Below are 20,534 nucleotides of genomic sequence, written 5' to 3'. Positions count from 1 at the left end.
CTTAATCTCTTAATTTTTTTGTTATATCTCGAAACTTTCTCCCAATTTTGGTAAAACCAATTCAACATTCTTATCGGCAAAATGCTTCGCCGCACTATCATGGTTAATTTCAATTGCAGGGAAAGTATCAAAATGACATCCTATTACTTTTGGAGTTTTCAATAATTCTGACGCTGCAAAAGCTGCTTTTCTTGCACACATCGTATAATGACCACCAATTGGAAGGATTGATAAGTCTAAATTCCCGAATAATCTTGGGAAAAGCTCCATATCTGCCATTACCCCTGTATCTCCGGCTAAATATACATTTTTACCTTCAGGAAGTCTGAAAATATAACCTACAGGAACACCACCGTAAGTTCCGTCAGGAAACGAACTTGTATGATGAGCCGGAACCATAGAAATTTTAAGATCATCGATTTTTGCCGACCCTCCTAAGTTTACATCGTCCGTATTCTTAGCATTTTTGAAATAAGCACAGATTTCCGGTTGGCCGATAATTGTAGCTTCAGGATGATATTGCAAAACTTCTTCTACATCTGCAATATGATCTCCGTGAGCATGAGTGATCAAGATATAATCGATTTTCTGAGACGAAATATCAAATCCTGATTCTGCTTTTTTGTAATTGTAAAAAGGGTCACAAAGAATCGTTTTGTCTTTGTATGTGAACAAAAAACAGTTTTGTCCTAAGTATTGTATTTTCATTTTTAATTTATTTTTGAATATTTATTTTTTAAACACAAATCACACAAATATTTTTCACAAATCTCACTAAAATTTACTTGTGTTATTAGTGAAAAATATTTGCGCAATTTGTGGTTTATTTCTGTGGAAATTTATCTTCAATTAATCTCAAATTAATCCCGTGTTCTAAATAAGCTTTGCAGCCATCCAAAACGGTTGTAAAACCGCCCGTATTGTCATTAATTACAGATAAAAGCTCGTCTCCTTTTTCAGAATATCCGTAGCTTTTGATTATAACTAAAGTTCCTTTTTCCATTTCCTTGAACTCGTAATCTACATTGTTGGAAAACAATCCCCATTCTGTTTTTATCAAATGATTTGGAATAATCTGGAGAACTTTTACTTCAGATTTTGCACCGTACATTTCCCATTCCCAAGTAATTGTTTTGCCTTCTTCGAGCTTACCTGTTGATTTTGTAAACCAAAAATTCGTGGTGATTTCGGGATTAATAAATGCTTCAAAAACCTCTTGAATAGGTTTTCTGATCAACATTTGAGCTTCAACGAATATTTTAGATTCCATAACAGAAAATTTTAGCTAAAATAATTAAGACCTACAGCCGTTAAAACCGCCATCATCAAAGTAAGAATTCCTACCTGTTTCAAAAACGGATCAAGTTGTTTAGGTTCTTTCACAGCCATTATGTTTCTTCTCAGTTTCGCAACGGGGATTAATAAAATCATTACAATAAACACGTAATAATTTTGCATCTGAATAAAATTGTTAATCCCTAAAAATACAAGAATCAAAATCAATGGAAGCTGCAATAAAACCATTTCGTAAATCATTGCATTTCTAAAACCAATTCTCAAAGCAAAACTGTTTTTTCCTGATAATCTGTCACTTTCAATGTCACGCATATTATTCAGATTCAAAACCGCCATACTCATCATTCCGATTGCCGTTCCCGGTAAAAGAATATCCCAAGAAAAAGTTTTTGTAAATAGAAAATAACTTCCGCAAACCGAAACCAAACCAAAGAATATAAATACGAAAACATCGCCCAATCCCATATATCCGTAAGGTTTTTTACCAACTGTGTAACCAATTGCTGCCAAAATACTCGCCACTCCCAATCCGATGAAAATATAAAATTCATTCATAAATTCAGGAATAAAAGCCAAATATAAAAGCGCAACTGTTGCTACAAAAGACAAAACAGAGAACAAAATCACTGCATTTTTCATCTGTTGTGCAGTAATTTTTCCCGATGCAACTGCTCTCGCTTCTGCTTCATTCGCTCTTTTGGCATCGGTTCCTTTTACGCCGTCTCCGTAATCATTGGCATAATTTGATAAAACCTGATACAGCAAAGTCACCAAAAGCGCCAAAGCAAAGATCTTCCAATCCCAAATTCCTCCATCTTCATTAAGTCTCCATTTTGCAATGAAAGAACCCATGATAATTCCGCTTAACGAAAGCGGTAATGTTCTCAACCTTGCGGCTTTTATCCAATCAGTCATAATTTATAAGTAATGAGTAATGGGCAATAGGTAATTTTAAAAATTACTGATTACTTATTGCTAATTACTAATATTAATTTGTTTCTATTTTATAAATGCAGTAATTCAACAGTTTTTTAAGCTTTTTAAAGTTTAAAGCAACTATTTTGAAGCGTCCTGCAGAGGTATAAAAAGTGATACTTCCTAAGTTTGTTTTTCTTTGCCAAAAATACTGAGAAATTTTCACAGTTTGAAGCTTTTCTACCTCAAAAGTTCGGTTATCGATGTCCCAAATTCCTGATTTTAATCTTATGAATCTTTTGCTGTAAAACAATTTTAAATTTCTAAAAGAGATCAGAATAAACAATTCCGCTAGAACAACATAGATAACTGCTAAAAACCAATAATTTATGAATAACTCTTTTTCAATAAAGAAAACGAGAAGCAAAGGCAGAACAATCCATTGAAAAGTGTGGACGATAATTAATCTGAAATTTGGTTTTAACTCATTTTCAAAAACCGGATTTTCATTCCAAATTGTTGAAATCAGTTTTGATTTTTCAGCATTATTAATTCCGGGAACGGCCGCAACTTTCTTTTCATCTTCTTCATTTTTTCCAATCTGAAGAAATTTCACAAAAGAAATTTTCATTTTCTTCTGAATCCAGTTTTGCGTTTCGGTAATCACCTGAACTTTTGATTTGTTGACAATTGAATTTCGGGTGTTGAACAATCCGTACTCAAAAGAAAAACTCTGATTATTTTCGCTGATTTTAAAGTTGAAAAATTTAATCAATGTACGAACCGTATTAATCAGAATTCCTACAATAATGACAATCACAACAATCCCAAGAATAACAGGAATGGAAAATGCCAAAAACCGCGATTCTAGAGTATCGTAATCTAATGGCGTATCAAATTCTACTTTTTTAAGCAAATTAGTCAGCTCAGAAAATCCATAAATCAGTAAACTGACCAGTGCAAAAAAGCTTTGAATATAATTTGCCGTAATGCCATATTTTAAAATACTGAACGTTGATATTTTAATGGAACGAAGTTTTTCAACTTCTTGGTTTTCGTTATTTTCTACATCCTTTATTAAAGTATTTTCGAGTTGAGTTTCAGTTAAAAGATATTTTTTAAGGTCAATAGCATTTTGTTTCGTTAATGCTGAAATTTTCACTTCTTTTTCAGAACTTCCAGGAGTATCGATTTCGAGTTTATAGATATTAAAAAATCGATGAACAAAAGGCTGTGAAATATTGACCTCCTGAATATTTTCTTTTTTAATTTTAGTTACCGATGTATTGATGATTCCTTCATGAATGACGAATTCCTCGTTTTCTTCATCAATATAATATTTGAAATGATAATATTGTAAAACCGCAGAAACAATGAGAATTAAGAGTCCGGTAATAATTGCAAGAACAATAATCCAAGATTCCATTTTATCTTTTCTGACAAAAAAAAGAATGACGAAAACCCATAAGTTTTTAATCACCATTCCGATATTGTACAGAAAAAGCAATACGATACCCGTTTTCGACTGTCTTTGAGGTTGAAAAAAAGAATTACGCTTCTCCTCCATTTTCTATTTTTTCTTTCGAAATTGTTCCTCTGATATGATAGTTAATTCCTTCAGCAATATCTTCAGGAAGTCCATTTACAGTAACATCTCCACCGCTTACTCCGGCTGTGAAAACAGAAACCGATTTCAAGCCCAACATTTTAGAAAACCAGCCCTGCTCTACTTTGATATGCTGAATTCTGTTGAACGGAACAATAATCACACTTCGTTTCAGCCAGCCATATTGGTACACCAAATCTTTTTCACGCACTGCGTATTTTCTGAACTTAAAACCAATCAGAGTATTCAGAAAAAGAAAAACGATCATCAGAAAAATTCCAATGACAATCGCCCAAATCTGAATTAGACTCAAATTGAAATAAAAAAAATAAAAAGCTATAGCAACCGCTCCGATTAGAAAAACAGAGAATAAAGCAAGATTAAATAAAATGATCTTGAGGTATTTTGGTGAGACCGCTGTCAATTTTAAATCCTCAAAATCAGGAATTTCGAAATCTAAAATCTGTGGGTTTTGAAAATTTTGTTCCATATTATAAAAATCTCTCGCAGATTTTCCACATAAAGCAGATTCTTATTATTTATTGTCTGCAAAATCATCCGAAAGAATAAATTAAATTTTAAAACTCAGTTTAGGTCTGAGCATAGCGCAGTAGATCAGCATTAGAAAACCAAAAATTAATTACAAAATAATAGGTAATGAAATCACTCATTACCTATTACTTATTATTTATATTTTAAGAGATCCACTGGTCTTTCCCAAAGTCCGGTTTTCTTTTTTCAAGGAAAGCATTTCTACCTTCTTTTGCTTCCTCAGTCATGTACGCCAAACGTGTTGCTTCGCCCGCAAAAACCTGCTGACCAACCATTCCGTCGTCTGTAAGGTTCATGGCAAACTTCAGCATTCTGATTGAAGTCGGAGATTTAGCTAAAATTTCCTGCGCCCATTCGTAAGCAGTATCTTCAAGCTCATCGTGAGGAATTACAGCATTCACCATTCCCATATCAAAAGCTTCCTGAGCATTATAATTTCTTCCTAAAAAGAAGATTTCACGTGCTTTTTTCTGTCCAACCATTTTAGCCAGATAAGCAGAACCGTAACCACCGTCAAAGCTCGTTACATCAGCATCAGTTTGTTTGAAAATGGCATGCTCCTTACTCGCAAGCGTCAAATCGCAAACTACGTGAAGCGAGTGACCGCCACCAACTGCCCATCCCGGAACAACCGCAATCACAGCTTTTGGCATAAAACGGATTAGTCTTTGAACTTCAAGAATATTCAAACGGTGTCTTCCATCTTCCCCTACATACCCTTGCTGACCTCTTGCTTTTTGGTCGCCTCCGCTGCAGAATGCCCAAACTCCGTCTTTCGAACTTGGTCCTTCTCCTGAAAGCAAAACCACCCCAATTGACGGATCTTCTGATGCATCATAAAAAGCATCATACAATTCTGAAGTTGTTTTTGGTCTGAAAGCATTACGGATTTCCGGTCTGTTGAAGGCAATTCTTGCCACTCCGTTGCATTTTTTATAAGTAATATCTTCGTATTCCTTTACGGTTTTCCACTCGATCATTTTGTAAAAATTTTTCCCAAATATACGGAATTAGGGAGAGAATCTGATATGGGTAATAAGTAATTGGTAATGGGTAATATTTGGGACTTTAGAATTTAATTTAATTTTTACTTTTTTATCATTAAAATTTATTCTGATTAAGAAATATTTTCCGTCTTTTCGAGCACCCGTCAGTTCGAGTATTTTTCGTAGCGCAGCGGAGAAAAATGTATCGAGAACTTAGTGAGCCAAAGGACAAAACTTATCTTCTCATCCAAAACTTCTTGATACAAGTTTTTACAAAACTCTACTCGAAGTGACGGAAGAAATTTCTTTTTTTTAACTTATTAAAAATTATCCTATATTTGATTAGCACAACAATAATTACGATGAAAAAAAATGCCACATTTCTTTCTCCGCGCCTTCGTCAACTATAAACGGCGACCGTTTTACAAGAACCCAAACAATAGCAGTTCAAACGGCAACTGTTTTTTAACAACCCAAATTATTTCACGCCAATTGGTCACCGGAAAGCTTGCCAATTTTCAGGATGAGACTTTTCTGTGACCAATCAAAAAATAAATTAAAACATTAACTTAAATAATACACAAAAATGAGTAAAATTAAATTGATTCCGCTTGATATTGCGGCTTTACACAACGCAGAATTTGGACAGTTGATTGTAAGATTCTTTGAAGATTTCAGTACAACAACTTTAGACATTAGTGTCGATTTAGATTTTAAAAAACTTTACGATGCTTTGCAGATGCAAGTTCCTGTTTATAATTCGGCTCTAAACCAAATCAGAGCCAGTGAAGAATCGGAGCAGATTGCTAAACTCGACAAAGTGAGAGATTCCGACATTTTTTCACTGAGGGCTTCCTTAAAACCTTACAGGAATGCAAAAACACAAGTTGAAGCCGATGCTTACAATCTTTTACAGCTTCTGCTTTCAGAATATAAAGATGTAGAAGATGATTCTTACGAATCTGAAACCAATAGGCTCAATTCGCTGATTGGAAGATTACAGTCTCCTGAATTTAGCAATGCTGTAACGACTTTAGGAATTGAAAAGTTTGTGAATCATCTTTCAGATTCCAACATAGCATTCAATCAACTTTTTGCACAAAGGTCTTTTAAAACTTCTCAAAAAGTAGTAGCAGATGTTAAAGCTCTCCGCAAAACACTGGCTTCAGATTACAAAACAATGACCAACTATATCGCTGCAATGGCTTCTGTGAAAGAAGATACCTATTACAAAGATATTCTTACCATTATCAATAATGGAAGGAATTATTTCTCGAATGTGGTTCTTTCAAGAAGAATGGGAAGTGAGGATGCGAAGAGGCCTTAGTAATAGATAACCGCCCTGAGAGGGGCGGCTTTTTATTCAATTTATATTCTTTTAAAGACCCTCCAATAAAAATTCGTCACTACCTTTATCTATCTCATTCTTTATTTCATTAAACCTTTTAATTGCCTCTGAATGATTTATAATTATACTTTCATCCACATAGTCTGAAATTAAACTATTTATTTCTCTAAAATTTTTTTCATTATTAACACCATCATTATATACATAATCAATCCTAGCAAATTTAATTTCCTCATTAAATTCAAATGGAAAATTAGAAGAAAAATCATATTTTTCACTACTAAATTTTTTCACAATTGGATTTTTTTTATTCTCGAATATGTAAAATAATTTATTTTTTGGGTGTACATATTGAAATAAATTTAATTTCTGTAATTTAAAAATTCTTATCTCACTAACTAATATATCGTCAAGATTATTTTGTTCGGAAATACGAGTTATCATATCTGTCATATTATCATTATGTGCCTCTTCATCTTCGTCTATATCTTCATCCAAATAAAAAATGACAGTCTCGTTTAAAAAAGTCATTTCTGCTCGTAGCGGAATTAATTGAAGATTTAAATCACTTTTAAAATTTTGGTAATAATTTTGAAGATGATTATGATATTCCTCTAAAATTTTAAACTCAATCCTGTATCTAAATGTCTTATAATCCATATCATAATATAAATCAAGAACATTTATAAACTTATCTAAGTCAGCATGATTATAAATTAAATCAATAATTTTAGATTGATTCTTTTTAGCGTCAAGAAAAATAAATTGAGCCGCAAAATATTCTTGCAGAGATTTATGTGACCATTTATAATAATTTCCATCTTCACTAAATAAAGGAACTGTTTTTAATATATCTGAAAGAAAGTTGGATTCTGTAAACTCAAGTCCAACACAAAATACCTTACTTTCTGATATAAGTTTCAATATTTCATCTTTCGTAAACTCTATTTTTTGAGATTTTAAACATGAAAAACCAATATGCCGTAATACTCTATGGAAATCATCTATCTCCAAATTACTATACTTTTTATGTATATAAGAATCGCCTTTAGTTAAATCATGATTTTCAAAATTCGCATCGTAAACTTGACGATAAAATAAATGCTTTTTAAAAGGTATTGACTGCTTATGTTCAAAAGCTGTAAAAAGTAATGAAACTAATAATGGGTTCACTAAAAACTCCTCAATATTTTGTAAGTATTCTTCTTCTAATTTCTTAATAAGCATCGATGAAATATGACCTTGTTTATCATATTTTCTCAGTAGTTCATATGCTTCTTTTTTAATTAGTGGATTTATGTAAAACTCTCTAAAACTGCCAAAACTTAATAATGCCTTTTCTGGCCTAGAAGTGATAAAATATTTATTGTTACTTGCTTTATTAATAAAATCCTGAATATCAGTTGTAACCACTTCTCTATCTTTAAGCGTAATTTCATCATAGCCATCTAATATGAATATAAATTCGCCATCAGCCAATAGTTCGTAAAGTAATTCTTTGTCAAAGTTTTTATCAATCGAATTTAATTGTTCAATAATTTCATCAATTAAAGTTTTATCTTTAGACAAGCGTCTCAATTCAATGAATATAGGAATACCCAGCTGGCGATTAATGCAATCAATAAAAATTGTTTTCATTAAAGTTGATTTGCCCATACCCGCAGTATCTGTTATCAGAATATTAGAATAATCATTTGAGAGTTTTTCAGGAAAACCTTTTATTTTTAACCTTATTTTTCTTTCACTTTTACACTCGATAGTCAAAGGAACATAAATATCATCTAAAAATCTTTGTGAGTTATTAAAAACCAAAGTATTTACTACCATCAATCTTTTATATGTCCTATGAAAATACTCTGTAAAATTTGATTCTACAGGCAATGCATTTATATTTTTTTCATCATTTAATCTATTTCTAAATTTTTCAAGTTTAGGAGTTACAAAAGTGTCTACAACACTTTTTATAAAAGGGCTTGCTATTGTCAAAGCATCCTTTATTGCAAAAGAATCGTCCATTATTTATTGTTTAAAAGCAAAAATATTAAAACTTTACATCAAATTAAATTTATAATTTTCAATCACTAAAATAATTACTGGTTATAAATGTAAAAGCCGACTCTCATGAATCGGCTTTTACATTTTTACAATTTATCCAAAATCTTCTTGGGAAGAACTTTAGCCAGTTGTTTTTTATATTCTTTATCTGCAAAAACTACTTTCCAGTTTTTCTTATCTTTTGATACAGCAACCATTTTCATGGGTGCGTTAATGACATAAGCCCCTTCTTTAGCCAAATACTCTACGGTTCCCTGACCATATTTTTTGGCAAGCATTTCTGAAATAGATTTTTTCATTTCTTCATTCATCGAGCTTACATCGGCTTTCAGTTTTAAATAATAGCTTGTAATTGAAAAGTTTTCACCCTCTACCAATTCCGGTTTTCCAACGGAAATAAATTTCATATCCAAAACATCAATTTTCACAAACGGATTATTGTAGGTCATGTTTAGCATTTGCGTGAACTGCTCCTTGTTGGCAACCGTGAAAAATTTTGGATAAATAGCATCAACCGTCTGGTCTAGCTTTTTATATTTAATCGTATTGGCAAAATAGACCATCGATTTTCTGATGGCCTGATCGTCTGTATTTACTTTTGTTTGAGCGAAAGAAAACAGAGAAACAAAAATAAATAAGGCTGTAATTAATTTAGTTTTCATAATTTATCTAAAATATTATCTAATTATTAAAAATTAAACCTAACAGGTTTTTAAAACCTGTTAGGTTTAAAAGTATGAAGATTTAAAAATACTAAAAAAACCGCCTCAATAAGACGGTTTTATATATTTTTATGGAAATTCGATTAAGGAACTTTTACCAATTCTACATCGAAGATCAACCATGCATTTGGTGGGATAACTCCTCCTGCACCTCTTTCTCCGTAACCCATTGCTGGTGGAATCAATAAAGTAGCGGTTTCACCTTCTTTTAATAACAAAATTCCTTCGTCCCATCCTTTGATTACTCTACCTGTTCCTACAGGGAATTCAAGAGGCTCATTTCTTTTGAATGAAGAGTCGAACTCTGTTCCGTTAGTCAATTTACCGGCATAATGCACTTGTACATTATCACCTGCTTTTGGGGCCTTTCCTTCAGTCTTTTTAGTGATTTTGTAATAAAGTCCAGATTCTGTAACCTGCATTCCAGCTTTTAATTCTTCAAGAGCTTTTTTTGCTTCAGCTTCAGCTTTTTCAGCCATAGCTTTATTGTTAGCAGCAATTTTACCCTTTCCTTCGTTGAAAGTTTTTGCAGCATCATAGTTTTTGTACTCATCTCCTTTGCTGAAAATGCTTACTTTTTCTAAAACAACATCAGTTTTTGGTTTATCCTGAGCTCCCTTTTCTACATTAGCAATGGCATCGATAGTTTCAGTTCCTTTTACAACTTCACCAAAAATAGTGTGTCTTCCGTCTAACCAAGGTGTAGCCACTTCAGTAATGAAAAACTGAGAACCGTTGGTATTTGGTCCTGAATTAGCCATCGAAAGAATACCTTTTCCCGTATGTTTAAGGTCGTTTTTCTCGTCTTCAAATTTGTATCCAGGATCTCCCATTCCTGTTCCTTGAGGGTCACCTCCCTGAATCATGAAATCTTTAATTACTCTGTGGAAGATTGTTCCGTCATAAAAAGGAACTCCTTTCGCTTTCGCTTTATTATCAATCTTTCCTTCTGCAAGACCAATAAAGTTAGCCACAGTTACCGGTGATTTTTTGTCTTCAAATTTTACAATAAGGTTACCTTTTGTAGTTTGAATATTAGCATAAAGTCCGTCTTTAAGCCCTTCGTAAGTTTCTTTGTCTACGTTCATCTTTTTATAAATTGGAGTACAGCTTAAAAGCGAAACGCTTGCCGCTGCTAAGATTATATTTTTGTTTAAGAATTTCATTTTACAGTACTTTTAATTTTATAATTAAAGGAATATCGTTATCAATTTTATTTTCGTCTCCGTAGGTTCCGTAAGCTAATGATGATGGTACAAGAAGTGTTACTTCTTCCCCGTTCTGCATGTATCGAAGTGCATTTTCAACAGCTTTAAGCTCATCAAAATGTCCGAATCTTGCATCGTTCCTGCTTATGGATTTATCATAAATTTTAGTCTGATCAAAATCATAAAGATCATATGAATACGATACTGTAGATTCATCAGGTCTTCTTTCGCGCTTATCAAAACCATCAACTGTCGTCCAATAATTCAGCTGTGTAGGAAAGAATTTTATATTTTGGCTTGAAATCCAATCCTGAATTTGCTGCCTTTCCACCGTATTCAGATTTTTCATACGGTTTTTAGAAACATCCAGATCATTTTGGCTCAAAACGCCACCAACCGGTGGATGCACCGGATTATTTCTTTTGCAGCTCAACAAGCTTAGAAGAGATATGAAGAGTATTTTTTTCATAAAAACTTTTGCGAAAATAAGCATTTCGGGAATCAATTACAAAACTTGATGAATTTATATTTAGAAACTACTGAAATTTCATTAAGAGACTAAGATTGTTAACGATAGTTTTAATTTAATATTAAAATCAATTACTATTTCGCATTACAATTTTAAACAAAAAAAGTCAGGAAACAATTCCTGACTTTGTATTGATATTTAATTTTTAAATTAAACAGTTTCTAATGCATGATCCACCAAAACTCTCCATCCGAAAGGATCTTCAGTAAGGTTATTTTGTAGATCTACTAAGTCATTTTTAAGGATTACTGCAAAACTTTCTTCGTCTGAAAGTCTAGGCAATTCAAGCTTTTCACCATTATACCCTAAAGCTTGGAAAACAGTTGTAACAACCGCAGTTCCTACACCCCAAACTTCTTTCAAAGTTCCGTTTTTCTGAGCTTCTACCACATCTTTTACTTTGATAGGTTCTACTTTTACTTCAAAACCTCTTCTCTTAGCCAATTGAAGGAAGCTATCTCTTGTAACACCATCTAAGATCTTCTCTGAAGTAGGCGGCGTATAAATAGTATCGTTGATTCTTACGAAAACATTCATTGTTCCACTCTCTTCGAAATATTCGTGAGTAGCATCATCAGTCCAGATAATCTGGTCGTAACCTTCTTCGATCGCCAACTGAGTCGGGTAGAAAGAAGCAGCATAGTTTCCTGCAGCTTTAGCTGAACCTACTCCACCATTTGCTGCTCTCGAATAATGATCTGAAATTTTCACAGACACAGGCTCTGTATAATACATTTTTGCCGGTGTAGCTACAATTGCAAACATATATTTATTAGCTACTCTTGCTTTTAAAGCTTCTTCAGTAGCGAAAATCAATGGTCTGATATATAGAGAATTACCTTCTCCTTGAGGAACCCATTCTCTGTCAATATCGATTAAAGCTTTCAAACCATCCAAAAAGATTTCTTCTGTAACCTGTGGCATTGCCAAACGAGCTGCAGATGTATTGATACGCTCAAAATTCTTTTCTGGCCTGAAAAGGAAAACCTGTCCGTCTTTATCTTTGTAGGCTTTCATACCCTCAAAACAAGCTTGCCCATAGTTTACTCCCATCATAGCAGGCGTAAACAATAATGGACCATAAGGAACCAATTTTACCTCGCCCCATTTTCCGTTCTCATACTCGCAGATAATCATGTGATCACTGAAAGTACCTCCAAAAGAAAAATTATTGGGATCGAAAGTAGAAATTCTAGAGTTTTCTGTTTTTTGAATTATCATTTCTTAAAATTTTTATGATGTTCTACAAATTTAACATAATTTTCCAAATATAAAAATTTTAGATTAAATTTGAAAAAAATTACTTTGGAAAGAGAAATAAAGACTACAAACGACGGAAGTAAAACATTGTTTATCAATGAATTAAATGAAAACTACCATTCTCATCATGGTGCTCTTCAGGAAGCCGAACACGTATTTATCAAAAATGGATTAAATTTAGTAAATGATTACGAAATTAACATTTTAGAACTCGGTTTTGGGACAGGTTTGAATGTTTTGGTAACAATTAATGAATATTTAAAAACTGACAAAAATCATGTCATCAACTATTTTACACTTGAAAAATATCCAATAAATGAGTCTGAAATTGAAAGTTTAGCCTACTTTGAACTTTTTGATAACGTTGAATTAAAAAATATTTATCAAAAAATTCATCAATCTGAATGGGAAAAATCAATAGAAATTATTCCAGGTTTTCATTTACATAAGATTCAATGCGATTTTTTTGACCTTAAAAACATTGATTTACCGAAAATTAACCTTGTCTATTACGATTGCTTCGGAGCAAGAGTGCAGCCAGACCTTTGGGAAATGCCTTTATTTGAAATGGTTTCCGATAAAATGAATATAAACGGACTGTTAACAACCTATTCTTCCAAAGGGAGTGTAAGAAGGATTTTACAAGACCTTAATTTTAAAGTTGAAAAAAAACAAGGACCTCCCGGAAAAAGAGAAATGATTAATGCAACGAAGCTATAAGCTATAAGTTATAAGTTATAAATGATGAATGATAAGTTATTGAATATAGAAAGTCTTTAATTTTGTTAAAACTCATAATCCATAACTCTAAACTTCTAACTATTTTCCCTATTTTAGCTAAGCAAAATACTATCTATGATTGACAATATTAATGTAAGAGTTTATGCATGCGTTGTAAAAGACAAAAAAGTTCTTACGCTTTTTGAAGAATATGCAGGTGAACCTTTAATGAAATTTCCCGGCGGTGGACTGGAATACGGAGAAGGATTGACAGATTGCCTGAAGCGTGAGTTTGAAGAAGAGCTGAATGTAAATATAGAAATTGTAGAGCATCTTTATACGCAGGAAGATTTTTTGGTTTCGCGTTTCAAAGAAAACGAACAGCTTCTTACAATATATTATATGGTAAACATAATTAATGAAGAAGATTTTATCATTCTTGATCCTTGCATCGAAAAAATAGACTGGATTTCTATCGACTCAACTGAAAACCCTTTCAGCCTGCCTATCGATAAAATTGTTTTCGATATACTAAAAGAAAAATTCCTGTAAATATTTACAGGAATTTTTAATTATCTAGATGCTCTAAAATCTGTTGCTCCGGGATATGGTTGTAAATAACCAGAATTCCAATTAGACTGCAATAGCGATTCTAAAAACTCATCTGTTCTGTTCTTATGGGGATTGTAAGGTTCTTTCAGATCAATATCTGCCATTTTCCCTTTTACATTCCACCAAAATGCACTCCATCCACCACGTAATTCTTTGATGATTTCGTACACGTTTTTTCCGGTTGCTCTGTTCATTAATTTTGCAAAAACCTGACCTTCTGTTGTTGTTAAATCTCTCAATTGCTTTTCATATTGATCAGCGAGCATATTTTGTCTGTCTCTTACATATTTTCTTTTAGCTGCACTGTCAAGATTATTCATTTCACCCTGAATATCTCTGTATTGTTGCAATGCAGTTAAAAACAAAGGATAAACACGGTATAATTTTTTATTTAAAAAGAAATAGTAATTTTTATCGAGTTGATTATTAAATTTAGGCTTATTTAAAAGAACTAATTCATCCATCACTACTACAGTTTCGCCGTTGATTTCGTAGAATTTAGCCTTTTGCCTTACATCATAATAATATTTATTACCAAACTCGTCAGTCTTCAACTCTTCAGGTGGATACTGACTTAGAGGTTTTATAGCTATAGAATCTTTCTTCTGTCCAGAAATACCAATCACAAAAAACAGGAGAAAAAGACAAGCGATTTTATGAAATTTCATTATTTTTACACTTATTATAGCAAAATTTGACAACAAAAATCATTCCCTTTATATGAAATTCGAAAAGAAATCTTTGAAATTTTTAGAAAAATACCTAAACACTTCATCACCAACTGGTTACGAACATGACGGACAAAAAGTTTGGATGAATTATATCACACCTTATGTAGACAAAGTAGAAGTAGATCATTACGGCACCTGCTACGGAATCATCAATCCTGAAGCAGAATTCAAAGTAGTTATTGAAGCACATGCTGACGAAATCTCATGGTACGTCAATTATATTACTGATGACGGATTAATTTATGTAATCAGAAACGGAGGTTCAGACCAAACTATAGCACCTTCTAAAGTCGTTCATATTCACGGTGAAAAAGGAATTGTAAAAGGAGTTTTCGGATGGCCTGCAATCCACACAAGAAGCACTAACCAAAATGAGCCAACTCCAAAAATTGACAATATTTTCATCGACTGTGGTGCAATCTCAAAACAGGAGGTTGAGGATTTAGGAATTTTTGTAGGATGCATGATCACTTATCCTGATGAATTTTTCGAAATGAATGACCGTTATTTTGTTTGCAGAGCTTTAGACAATAGAATCGGAGGATTTATGATTGCAGAAGTTGCCAGACTTTTAAAAGAAAATAAAAAACAAATTCCTTTTGGTTTATACATTACCAATTCAGTACAGGAAGAAGTTGGTCTTTATGGAGCAGATATGATTGCAGACACGATTAAACCAAATATTGCAATTGTTACTGATGTCACCCACGACACGACAACACCAATGATTGAAAAGAAGAAAGAAGGCGACCAAAAATGCGGTAATGGTCCGGTTGTATTTTTTGCTCCAAGTGTGCATCATACAATAAGAGAACTGATTATTGATACTGCAAAAACTAAAAAAATACCTTTCCAAAGAGCAGCAGCAAGCAGAGCAACAGGCACAGATACAGATGCTTTCGCTCATTCTAACGGTGGTGTACCAAGTGCTTTGATTTCCTTACCTTTGCGCTACATGCATACAACAGTAGAAATGGTCTCTAAAGAAGATGTCGGAAATGTCATTCAGTTGATTTACGAAACACTTCTTAAGATAAAACCAGAAATGAAACTGAAATATCATTAAAAAATAAGTTAGAAATTAGAGTTTAGAAGTTAGTTTAAAAACTATTGATTGATTTCTAATATCTAATATCTGACTTCTAATATCTAATATATCTAAGTAAAGTAAAAATGAAAACGAAGCTTATTGCTCCTTCCCTTTTATCTGCAGACTTTGGGAACCTGCAAAGAGACATTGAAATGCTGAACAATTCTCAAGCCGACTGGTTACATGTTGATGTAATGGACGGAAGATTTGTTCCTAACATTTCGTTCGGTTTTCCGGTGATGAAAACGATCCAGCAACACGCAAAGAAATTTGTAGATGTACATTTGATGATTGTAGAACCTGAAAAATATGTTGAAGAGTTTATCGATTACGGGGCAGATTTGGTTTCTGTACATTACGAAGCTTGTACGCATCTTCACAGAACAATCAACCTTATCCAAAGCAAAGGCGCAAAAGCTGGAGTTGTTCTTAATCCTTCAACTCCGGTTTTGATGTTGGAAGACATTATTGCTGATGTAGATTTGGTATTATTAATGAGCGTAAACCCAGGTTTTGGCGGACAAAAATTCATTGAAAATACCTATAAGAAAATTGCAGAGACTAAAGATCTTATTTTAAGCAATAATTCTACAGCTCTTATTGAAGTTGATGGAGGTGTAAACCTAGATAATGCATCTAAATTATTTGAAGCAGGTGCAGATGTTTTAGTTGCCGGAAACGCAGTTTTCTCAACAGAAAATCCAGAAAGAACAATTGAGCTTTTAAAGGTTTAAATAAGAAAAGGCAGTTTTATCAACTGCCTTTCTTCTCATTACCTACCCTGAGTAATTATATGGTTATTAGTTTTTTCTTTTTTTGGGTTTCGATTTAATGAAACCGATTACCTCTTTTTTACTGACATAAAGATGGTAAAATAAAAAACACCATCCTATCCGTAAAAACACTGAATTTTTAATTAATAAATCTTTATTTTAGTTTTTAATTCAAACATACCAGAATAATCATTAACAAAATATCAGCCTTTTAAAATTTAATTAGATTAATTCTAAATAATATTTAAAGTTAAAATTTAAAATAATTCATCTATATTTTTAGGACGAAATGGCAGATAAATTGATAAAAAAATATAAGCACAAAAAAAAATCCGGAATAATTTCCGGATTTTTTATTTTATGGGACTTTAATTAAAAAATCTCTCTTCCTGAAAAATGAAATTGAGCTTCAATTAAAGCATTCTCGTCAGAGTCTGATCCATGTACAGCATTCTCTCCGATGCTTCTAGCAAACATTCTTCTGATCGTTCCTTCAGCTGCTTCAGCAGGATTTGTAGCACCAATTAAAGTTCTGAAATCTTCAACTGCATTGTCTTTTTCTAAAACCGCAGCAACGATTGGACCTGAACTCATAAAATCTACCAATTCTCCGTAAAAAGGTCTTTCTGCATGTACTTCGTAGAATTCTTTTGCATCAGCAACAGTAAGTTGAGTTAATTTCAAAGCTTTGATCTTAAATCCTCCTTCTGAAATCTTTCCTAAAATTGCTCCAATATGACCGTCAGCAACTGCATCTGGCTTAATCATTGTAAATGTAATGTTTGACATAACTTGAATATTTTTTTAATGGCGCAAAATTACAAAAAATATCCAAATTATAGTTTTAAATTAATTTTAACACAAAATAACTTTTATTAAGAAATTTTAAAATCATTTTTGGCACAGTAATTGTAATTACTAATTCGATTCTCATGTTTAATTTGAGTTTTCATGGTTATTAGTTTTTACCCAGCTTCGGCTGGGTTTTTTTATTTATAAAAAACAACCCAATAAATTAAAAAATTCACAATTATACAAGTAATCATAATTATATATAATAATCTTTTGCTTCAAAATCAATCAAAGCAATAAATTAACTTAAAAAAAATAAGATGAGAATTACTTATTTACGGGTGTTTTCTTCCGCCTCGTCCATAAGCTTAATGTAAGTAGAATATCTTGTAGGCTGAATTTCTCCAGTTTCTAAAGATTCTAAAACAGCACATTTGGGTTCATTCACATGCATACAGTTATGATATTTACACTCTTCCCTTTTCTTAAATATTTCAGGAAAGTAATGTTGCACTTCTTCTTTCTCAATATCAATCATGGCAAATTCTCGTACACCGGGAGTATCGATCACGTTTCCGCCAAAATCCCAAAAATGCATCTGAGCAAAAGTAGTTGTATGCTTTCCTTTTAAATGAGTATCGGAAATTTCGGAAGTTCTTAAATTAAGATTTGGCTGCATTGCATTGACCAATGTAGATTTTCCGCAACCTGAGTGTCCAAAAAATACGGAAGTTTTATCTTTAAGAATTTCAACCAGTGTATCCAAATTAAGCTTAGAGTAAGAAGAAATCTCCAATGTTTCATATCCAATTTCGTTGTATAGAAATTCAATATCTTTTACAATCTCAGATTCTTCTTCCGACAGAACATCCATTTTATTAAACAAAATAAGCGGCTTTATATTATAAGCTTCACAACAAGCGAGAAACCGGTCAAGAAAACCGAGAGAAGTTTCAGGATGCTTTAATGTAAAAATAAAACACGCCAAATCAATATTCGACGCAATAATGTGTGCTTCTTTTGAAAGATTTACAGATTTTCGAATCAGGTAATTTCTGCGGGGTTCTATTTTTGTGATCCAAGCAATATCATCCTGCTCGAGCTGAAATTCTACAAAATCACCAACAGCTAAGGGATTTGTAAGTCTGGTTTTTATTAGTTTAAATTTTCCACGAATTCTCGCCTCAAAAATTTTTCCGGTTTCTGTTTCCAAAACCTGATACCAGCTTCCTGTAGATTTAATGATTTTTCCTTTCATACGATATCTGCAAAGATAAGGAATTAGGTTTTAGATAACAGGATTTAGTTTATGCCAGATTTGCTGAAATATAAATCCTAAACCCCATTATCTTTTTTTAAACCAATTTATCTATTAATCATAATATTGTTTTGAACTTCAATAGACTCTTCGTGAATCGCTTTGAAGACTTTTTCAATAAAATCTTGAGACATTCCTGTTTCTGTAGCTTTTTGTGCAGCGTATTCAGTAATTACTTTCCAACGATCCGGCTGAAAAATAGCAATATCGTTTTCCTTCTTCAGCTTTCCGATTTTTGCAGAAATTTTCATTCTTTGAGAAAGCAATTCAATCACTTGAAAATCCAAATCAGAAATTAAAGTTCTGTGTCTTCCCATTTCATCATCAAAACCAGCTAAATCTGTACTTCTAACTTTAAGATTAGAAATCATTTCGCCCAAAACTTCAGGAGTAATCTGTTGCGAAGCATCGCTCCATGCTTCATCAGGATTACAATGTGATTCAATAATAGCACCTTGGTAACCAACATTCAAGGCTTCCTGAGTAATTCCCGCCAATCCGGTACGATTTCCACAAATATGTGAAGGATCGATCAAAATCGGAATATTTGGAAACTGACTCTTGAAGTCTAAAGCAATCTGCCAGTTTGGATTATTTCTGTATTTAGTTTTTTGGTACGTAGAAAACCCTCTGTGAATTGCTCCTAAGTTTTTGATATCTTGTCCTAAAAGCCTTTCCAAAGCACCAATCCATAAAGCCAAATCTGGATTTACCGGATTTTTTACCAAAACTATTTTTTCAGTTCCTTTTAAAGCTTCCGCAATCTCCTGAACAGTGAAAGGATTCACTGTAGAACGTGCCCCGATCCATAAAATATCAACATCTGCTTTCAACGCAGCATCTACGTGATGGGCATTAGCAACTTCTGTTGCGGTTTTGAAGCCATATTCTTCTTTTACTTTTTTTAGCCAGTTTAAACCAATTACACCAACTCCTTCAAAACCATTAGGTTTTGTTCTTGGCTTCCAGATTCCTGCACGGAAAATAGGAACTTGTGCATTGGTTTCTTTAATTCTTTTAGCAGTTTCCAGCATTTGCTGTTCGCTTTCTGCGCTACATGGTCCTGCGATAATGAGTGGTTGTTGGAACTGGTTAATCCAGCTGTTTTCCAAATCTGTTAAGTTCATATTGTTGTAAATTTATATTTTTAAATTAGAGTCAATAGCATATCTATTATAAAATTTATTTATAATTCTTTCAAAAAAATGTCGTTCAAAATTGTTGTGAAATCAGGAATCTAAAAGTGAGTCCTTATATTTTTTTAAGAAAGAAATTAAATTAGCTATACCAATAAAATCGATAATAACTTCTAAAATTTCTATAATAAAAAGCGTCAAAAGAAAGATAGCTGCTTAAGAAATAAGCAGGTGTAGTATTGATTTTTGTAGCAAAATCAGAGGTATATGGAATTTTAGAAAGTTCCACTTTTATACTATAATTTATCTTTTGTTTTGTAAATATTTAGCAAATATATAAAAAATTATGACAAATCAAACTTCATTAAATCATCTAAATCTTTTAATAAAGGATTCATTTCCACAAATTTCTCAAAGATTTTCTTGGTTGTCATGATTTCTATCTTTAAATTTTCATGATCTTTTTTAAATTCGAAAATGATTGAGTGATTATTTACTTTGTGTTTAAAATGATTAAAAAATTCAATGCTTATTTTATCAAATTCTCCTTTCGCAGAATCTGACGGATAAGAAATCTCAATCGTTTTTTCGTCAATTTTAGCTAGCTTAAAAGCTTTAATGGCATTAAAAACTACAGGATCTTTAGTACGAAGATTTTTTAGAAGAATATTCCATTCTGTCTGAATATCTGTATCTGTGAAATGATGCTCCGGAAGATTCCCTGTATTTACAACTGCAGAGTTTTCCTTTTCATCAGTTTTTTCCTCCTTATTCAGAAAAGAATTAATGCTGAATCCTGAAGAAATATTTGGTTTTGATAAAGGCTTTGAAGCTTTAGCGACAGCTTGTGAAGCTTGCTCATTTTCAGCAACTTTAGCCTGAACT

Annotated in this window: 20 protein-coding genes; 5 read left to right on the top strand and 15 right to left on the bottom strand. The window is 32.5% G+C overall.

Going from position 1 to position 20,534, the window contains the following annotated elements; translation table 11 throughout:
* Nucleotides 1-21: 21 nt before the first annotated feature.
* The 6 genes from OEW74_RS09960 to OEW74_RS09935 form a co-directional block, all read right to left on the bottom strand.
* Complete coding sequence (locus OEW74_RS09960; protein WP_265428331.1) at nt 22-708, bottom strand: metal-dependent hydrolase; 687 nt, start codon at nt 706-708, stop codon at nt 22-24.
* A 115-nt stretch (nt 709-823) separates the two neighbouring features.
* Entirely contained in the window at nt 824-1,270 is a 447-nt protein-coding gene (locus OEW74_RS09955; protein ID WP_265428330.1) for an SRPBCC family protein, read from the bottom strand.
* A gap of 11 nt (nt 1,271-1,281) precedes the next feature.
* Nucleotides 1,282-2,211 (bottom strand): 1,4-dihydroxy-2-naphthoate octaprenyltransferase, encoded by a 930-nt coding sequence (gene menA / locus OEW74_RS09950; RefSeq protein ID WP_265428329.1) that lies wholly within the window; start codon nt 2,209-2,211, stop codon nt 1,282-1,284.
* A gap of 73 nt (nt 2,212-2,284) precedes the next feature.
* Nucleotides 2,285-3,778, bottom strand: coding sequence for a PH domain-containing protein (locus OEW74_RS09945; RefSeq protein ID WP_265428328.1), 1,494 nt, complete (start codon nt 3,776-3,778; stop codon nt 2,285-2,287).
* Nucleotides 3,762-4,307, bottom strand: a complete 546-nt coding sequence (locus OEW74_RS09940) for a PH domain-containing protein (protein WP_265428327.1) — start codon at nt 4,305-4,307, stop codon at nt 3,762-3,764. Before OEW74_RS09940 ends, OEW74_RS09945 begins: the two co-directional genes overlap by 17 nt.
* A gap of 205 nt (nt 4,308-4,512) precedes the next feature.
* Nucleotides 4,513-5,349 (bottom strand): 1,4-dihydroxy-2-naphthoyl-CoA synthase, encoded by an 837-nt coding sequence (locus tag OEW74_RS09935; protein ID WP_265428326.1) that lies wholly within the window; start codon nt 5,347-5,349, stop codon nt 4,513-4,515.
* Between the two features lie 592 nt (nt 5,350-5,941).
* Between OEW74_RS09935 and OEW74_RS09930 the strand changes: the two genes are divergently transcribed.
* Nucleotides 5,942-6,682, top strand: a complete 741-nt coding sequence (locus OEW74_RS09930; RefSeq protein WP_265428325.1) for a DUF6261 family protein — start codon at nt 5,942-5,944, stop codon at nt 6,680-6,682.
* A gap of 51 nt (nt 6,683-6,733) precedes the next feature.
* Here the strand turns inward: OEW74_RS09930 and OEW74_RS09925 are convergent, their stop codons facing one another.
* The 5 genes from OEW74_RS09925 to OEW74_RS09905 form a co-directional block, all read right to left on the bottom strand.
* The gene (locus OEW74_RS09925; RefSeq protein ID WP_265428324.1) at nt 6,734-8,719 is read right to left on the bottom strand and encodes an NACHT domain-containing protein; all 1,986 of its coding nucleotides are present in this window, start codon (nt 8,717-8,719) and stop codon (nt 6,734-6,736) included.
* Nucleotides 8,720-8,844: 125 nt separating this feature from the next.
* Nucleotides 8,845-9,420 (bottom strand): hypothetical protein, encoded by a 576-nt coding sequence (locus OEW74_RS09920; RefSeq protein WP_265428323.1) that lies wholly within the window; start codon nt 9,418-9,420, stop codon nt 8,845-8,847.
* Between the two features lie 143 nt (nt 9,421-9,563).
* Nucleotides 9,564-10,568, bottom strand: coding sequence for a peptidylprolyl isomerase (locus tag OEW74_RS09915; RefSeq protein WP_265428365.1), 1,005 nt, complete (start codon nt 10,566-10,568; stop codon nt 9,564-9,566).
* Nucleotides 10,569-10,647: 79 nt separating this feature from the next.
* Nucleotides 10,648-11,157: an FKBP-type peptidyl-prolyl cis-trans isomerase gene (locus OEW74_RS09910; protein WP_265428322.1), complete on the bottom strand. Its 510-nt coding sequence runs from the start codon at nt 11,155-11,157 to the stop codon at nt 10,648-10,650.
* Between the two features lie 210 nt (nt 11,158-11,367).
* On the bottom strand, nt 11,368-12,438 hold the full coding sequence (locus OEW74_RS09905; protein WP_265428321.1) for a branched-chain amino acid aminotransferase: 1,071 nt from the start codon (nt 12,436-12,438) through the stop codon (nt 11,368-11,370).
* An 84-nt stretch (nt 12,439-12,522) separates the two neighbouring features.
* Between OEW74_RS09905 and mnmD the strand changes: the two genes are divergently transcribed.
* Nucleotides 12,523-13,197 carry a tRNA (5-methylaminomethyl-2-thiouridine)(34)-methyltransferase MnmD gene (gene mnmD, locus OEW74_RS09900; protein WP_265428364.1) on the top strand — a complete coding sequence of 225 codons (675 nt, stop codon included), beginning with the start codon at nt 12,523-12,525 and terminating at the stop codon, nt 13,195-13,197.
* A gap of 135 nt (nt 13,198-13,332) precedes the next feature.
* The gene (locus tag OEW74_RS09895) at nt 13,333-13,749 is read left to right on the top strand and encodes an NUDIX domain-containing protein (protein WP_265428320.1); all 417 of its coding nucleotides are present in this window, start codon (nt 13,333-13,335) and stop codon (nt 13,747-13,749) included.
* A gap of 20 nt (nt 13,750-13,769) precedes the next feature.
* Here the strand turns inward: OEW74_RS09895 and OEW74_RS09890 are convergent, their stop codons facing one another.
* Nucleotides 13,770-14,477, bottom strand: coding sequence for a DUF4294 domain-containing protein (locus OEW74_RS09890; protein WP_265428319.1), 708 nt, complete (start codon nt 14,475-14,477; stop codon nt 13,770-13,772).
* A gap of 52 nt (nt 14,478-14,529) precedes the next feature.
* On the opposite strand from OEW74_RS09890, the gene OEW74_RS09885 reads away from it, so the two are divergent.
* Both OEW74_RS09885 and rpe read left to right on the top strand, forming a co-directional pair.
* Complete coding sequence (locus tag OEW74_RS09885) at nt 14,530-15,606, top strand: M28 family peptidase (protein WP_265428318.1); 1,077 nt, start codon at nt 14,530-14,532, stop codon at nt 15,604-15,606.
* A 107-nt stretch (nt 15,607-15,713) separates the two neighbouring features.
* Nucleotides 15,714-16,364, top strand: a complete 651-nt coding sequence (gene rpe / locus OEW74_RS09880; protein WP_265428317.1) for a ribulose-phosphate 3-epimerase — start codon at nt 15,714-15,716, stop codon at nt 16,362-16,364.
* A gap of 411 nt (nt 16,365-16,775) precedes the next feature.
* On the opposite strand, the gene OEW74_RS09875 is transcribed toward rpe, so the two are convergent.
* From OEW74_RS09875 to OEW74_RS09865, 3 genes are all read right to left on the bottom strand, one after another.
* Nucleotides 16,776-17,192 (bottom strand): nucleoside-diphosphate kinase, encoded by a 417-nt coding sequence (locus OEW74_RS09875; protein ID WP_265428316.1) that lies wholly within the window; start codon nt 17,190-17,192, stop codon nt 16,776-16,778.
* Nucleotides 17,193-17,526: 334 nt separating this feature from the next.
* Nucleotides 17,527-18,453, bottom strand: coding sequence for a ribosome small subunit-dependent GTPase A (gene rsgA, locus OEW74_RS09870; protein ID WP_265428315.1), 927 nt, complete (start codon nt 18,451-18,453; stop codon nt 17,527-17,529).
* 107 nt (nt 18,454-18,560) lie between these two features.
* Nucleotides 18,561-19,640 (bottom strand): chorismate mutase, encoded by a 1,080-nt coding sequence (locus tag OEW74_RS09865; protein WP_265428314.1) that lies wholly within the window; start codon nt 19,638-19,640, stop codon nt 18,561-18,563.
* Nucleotides 19,641-20,534 lie beyond the last annotated feature (894 nt).

This window comes from Chryseobacterium sp. YIM B08800, assembly GCF_026163565.1.
GTDB lineage: Bacteria > Bacteroidota > Bacteroidia > Flavobacteriales > Weeksellaceae > Chryseobacterium.
Note: the sequence above shows the minus strand (reverse complement) of the source record. Positions and strands in the feature narration are given on the sequence as shown.

Bases quoted from the DNA above. Each gene is read 5' to 3' on its own strand.
- OEW74_RS09960 (WP_265428331.1), bottom strand. From the start codon at position 708: ATGAAAATACAATACTTAGGACAAAACTGTTTTTTGTTCACATACAAA.
- OEW74_RS09955 (WP_265428330.1), bottom strand. From the start codon at position 1,270: ATGGAATCTAAAATATTCGTTGAAGCTCAAATGTTGATCAGAAAACCT.
- menA (WP_265428329.1), bottom strand. From the start codon at position 2,211: ATGACTGATTGGATAAAAGCCGCAAGGTTGAGAACATTACCGCTTTCG.
- OEW74_RS09945 (WP_265428328.1), bottom strand. From the start codon at position 3,778: ATGGAGGAGAAGCGTAATTCTTTTTTTCAACCTCAAAGACAGTCGAAA.
- OEW74_RS09940 (WP_265428327.1), bottom strand. From the start codon at position 4,307: ATGGAACAAAATTTTCAAAACCCACAGATTTTAGATTTCGAAATTCCT.
- OEW74_RS09935 (WP_265428326.1), bottom strand. From the start codon at position 5,349: ATGATCGAGTGGAAAACCGTAAAGGAATACGAAGATATTACTTATAAA.
- OEW74_RS09930 (WP_265428325.1), top strand. From the start codon at position 5,942: ATGAGTAAAATTAAATTGATTCCGCTTGATATTGCGGCTTTACACAAC.
- OEW74_RS09925 (WP_265428324.1), bottom strand. From the start codon at position 8,719: ATGGACGATTCTTTTGCAATAAAGGATGCTTTGACAATAGCAAGCCCT.
- OEW74_RS09920 (WP_265428323.1), bottom strand. From the start codon at position 9,420: ATGAAAACTAAATTAATTACAGCCTTATTTATTTTTGTTTCTCTGTTT.
- OEW74_RS09915 (WP_265428365.1), bottom strand. From the start codon at position 10,568: ATGAACGTAGACAAAGAAACTTACGAAGGGCTTAAAGACGGACTTTAT.
- OEW74_RS09910 (WP_265428322.1), bottom strand. From the start codon at position 11,157: ATGAAAAAAATACTCTTCATATCTCTTCTAAGCTTGTTGAGCTGCAAA.
- OEW74_RS09905 (WP_265428321.1), bottom strand. From the start codon at position 12,438: ATGATAATTCAAAAAACAGAAAACTCTAGAATTTCTACTTTCGATCCC.
- OEW74_RS09895 (WP_265428320.1), top strand. From the start codon at position 13,333: ATGATTGACAATATTAATGTAAGAGTTTATGCATGCGTTGTAAAAGAC.
- OEW74_RS09890 (WP_265428319.1), bottom strand. From the start codon at position 14,477: ATGAAATTTCATAAAATCGCTTGTCTTTTTCTCCTGTTTTTTGTGATT.
- OEW74_RS09885 (WP_265428318.1), top strand. From the start codon at position 14,530: ATGAAATTCGAAAAGAAATCTTTGAAATTTTTAGAAAAATACCTAAAC.
- rpe (WP_265428317.1), top strand. From the start codon at position 15,714: ATGAAAACGAAGCTTATTGCTCCTTCCCTTTTATCTGCAGACTTTGGG.
- OEW74_RS09875 (WP_265428316.1), bottom strand. From the start codon at position 17,192: ATGTCAAACATTACATTTACAATGATTAAGCCAGATGCAGTTGCTGAC.
- rsgA (WP_265428315.1), bottom strand. From the start codon at position 18,453: ATGAAAGGAAAAATCATTAAATCTACAGGAAGCTGGTATCAGGTTTTG.
- OEW74_RS09865 (WP_265428314.1), bottom strand. From the start codon at position 19,640: ATGAACTTAACAGATTTGGAAAACAGCTGGATTAACCAGTTCCAACAA.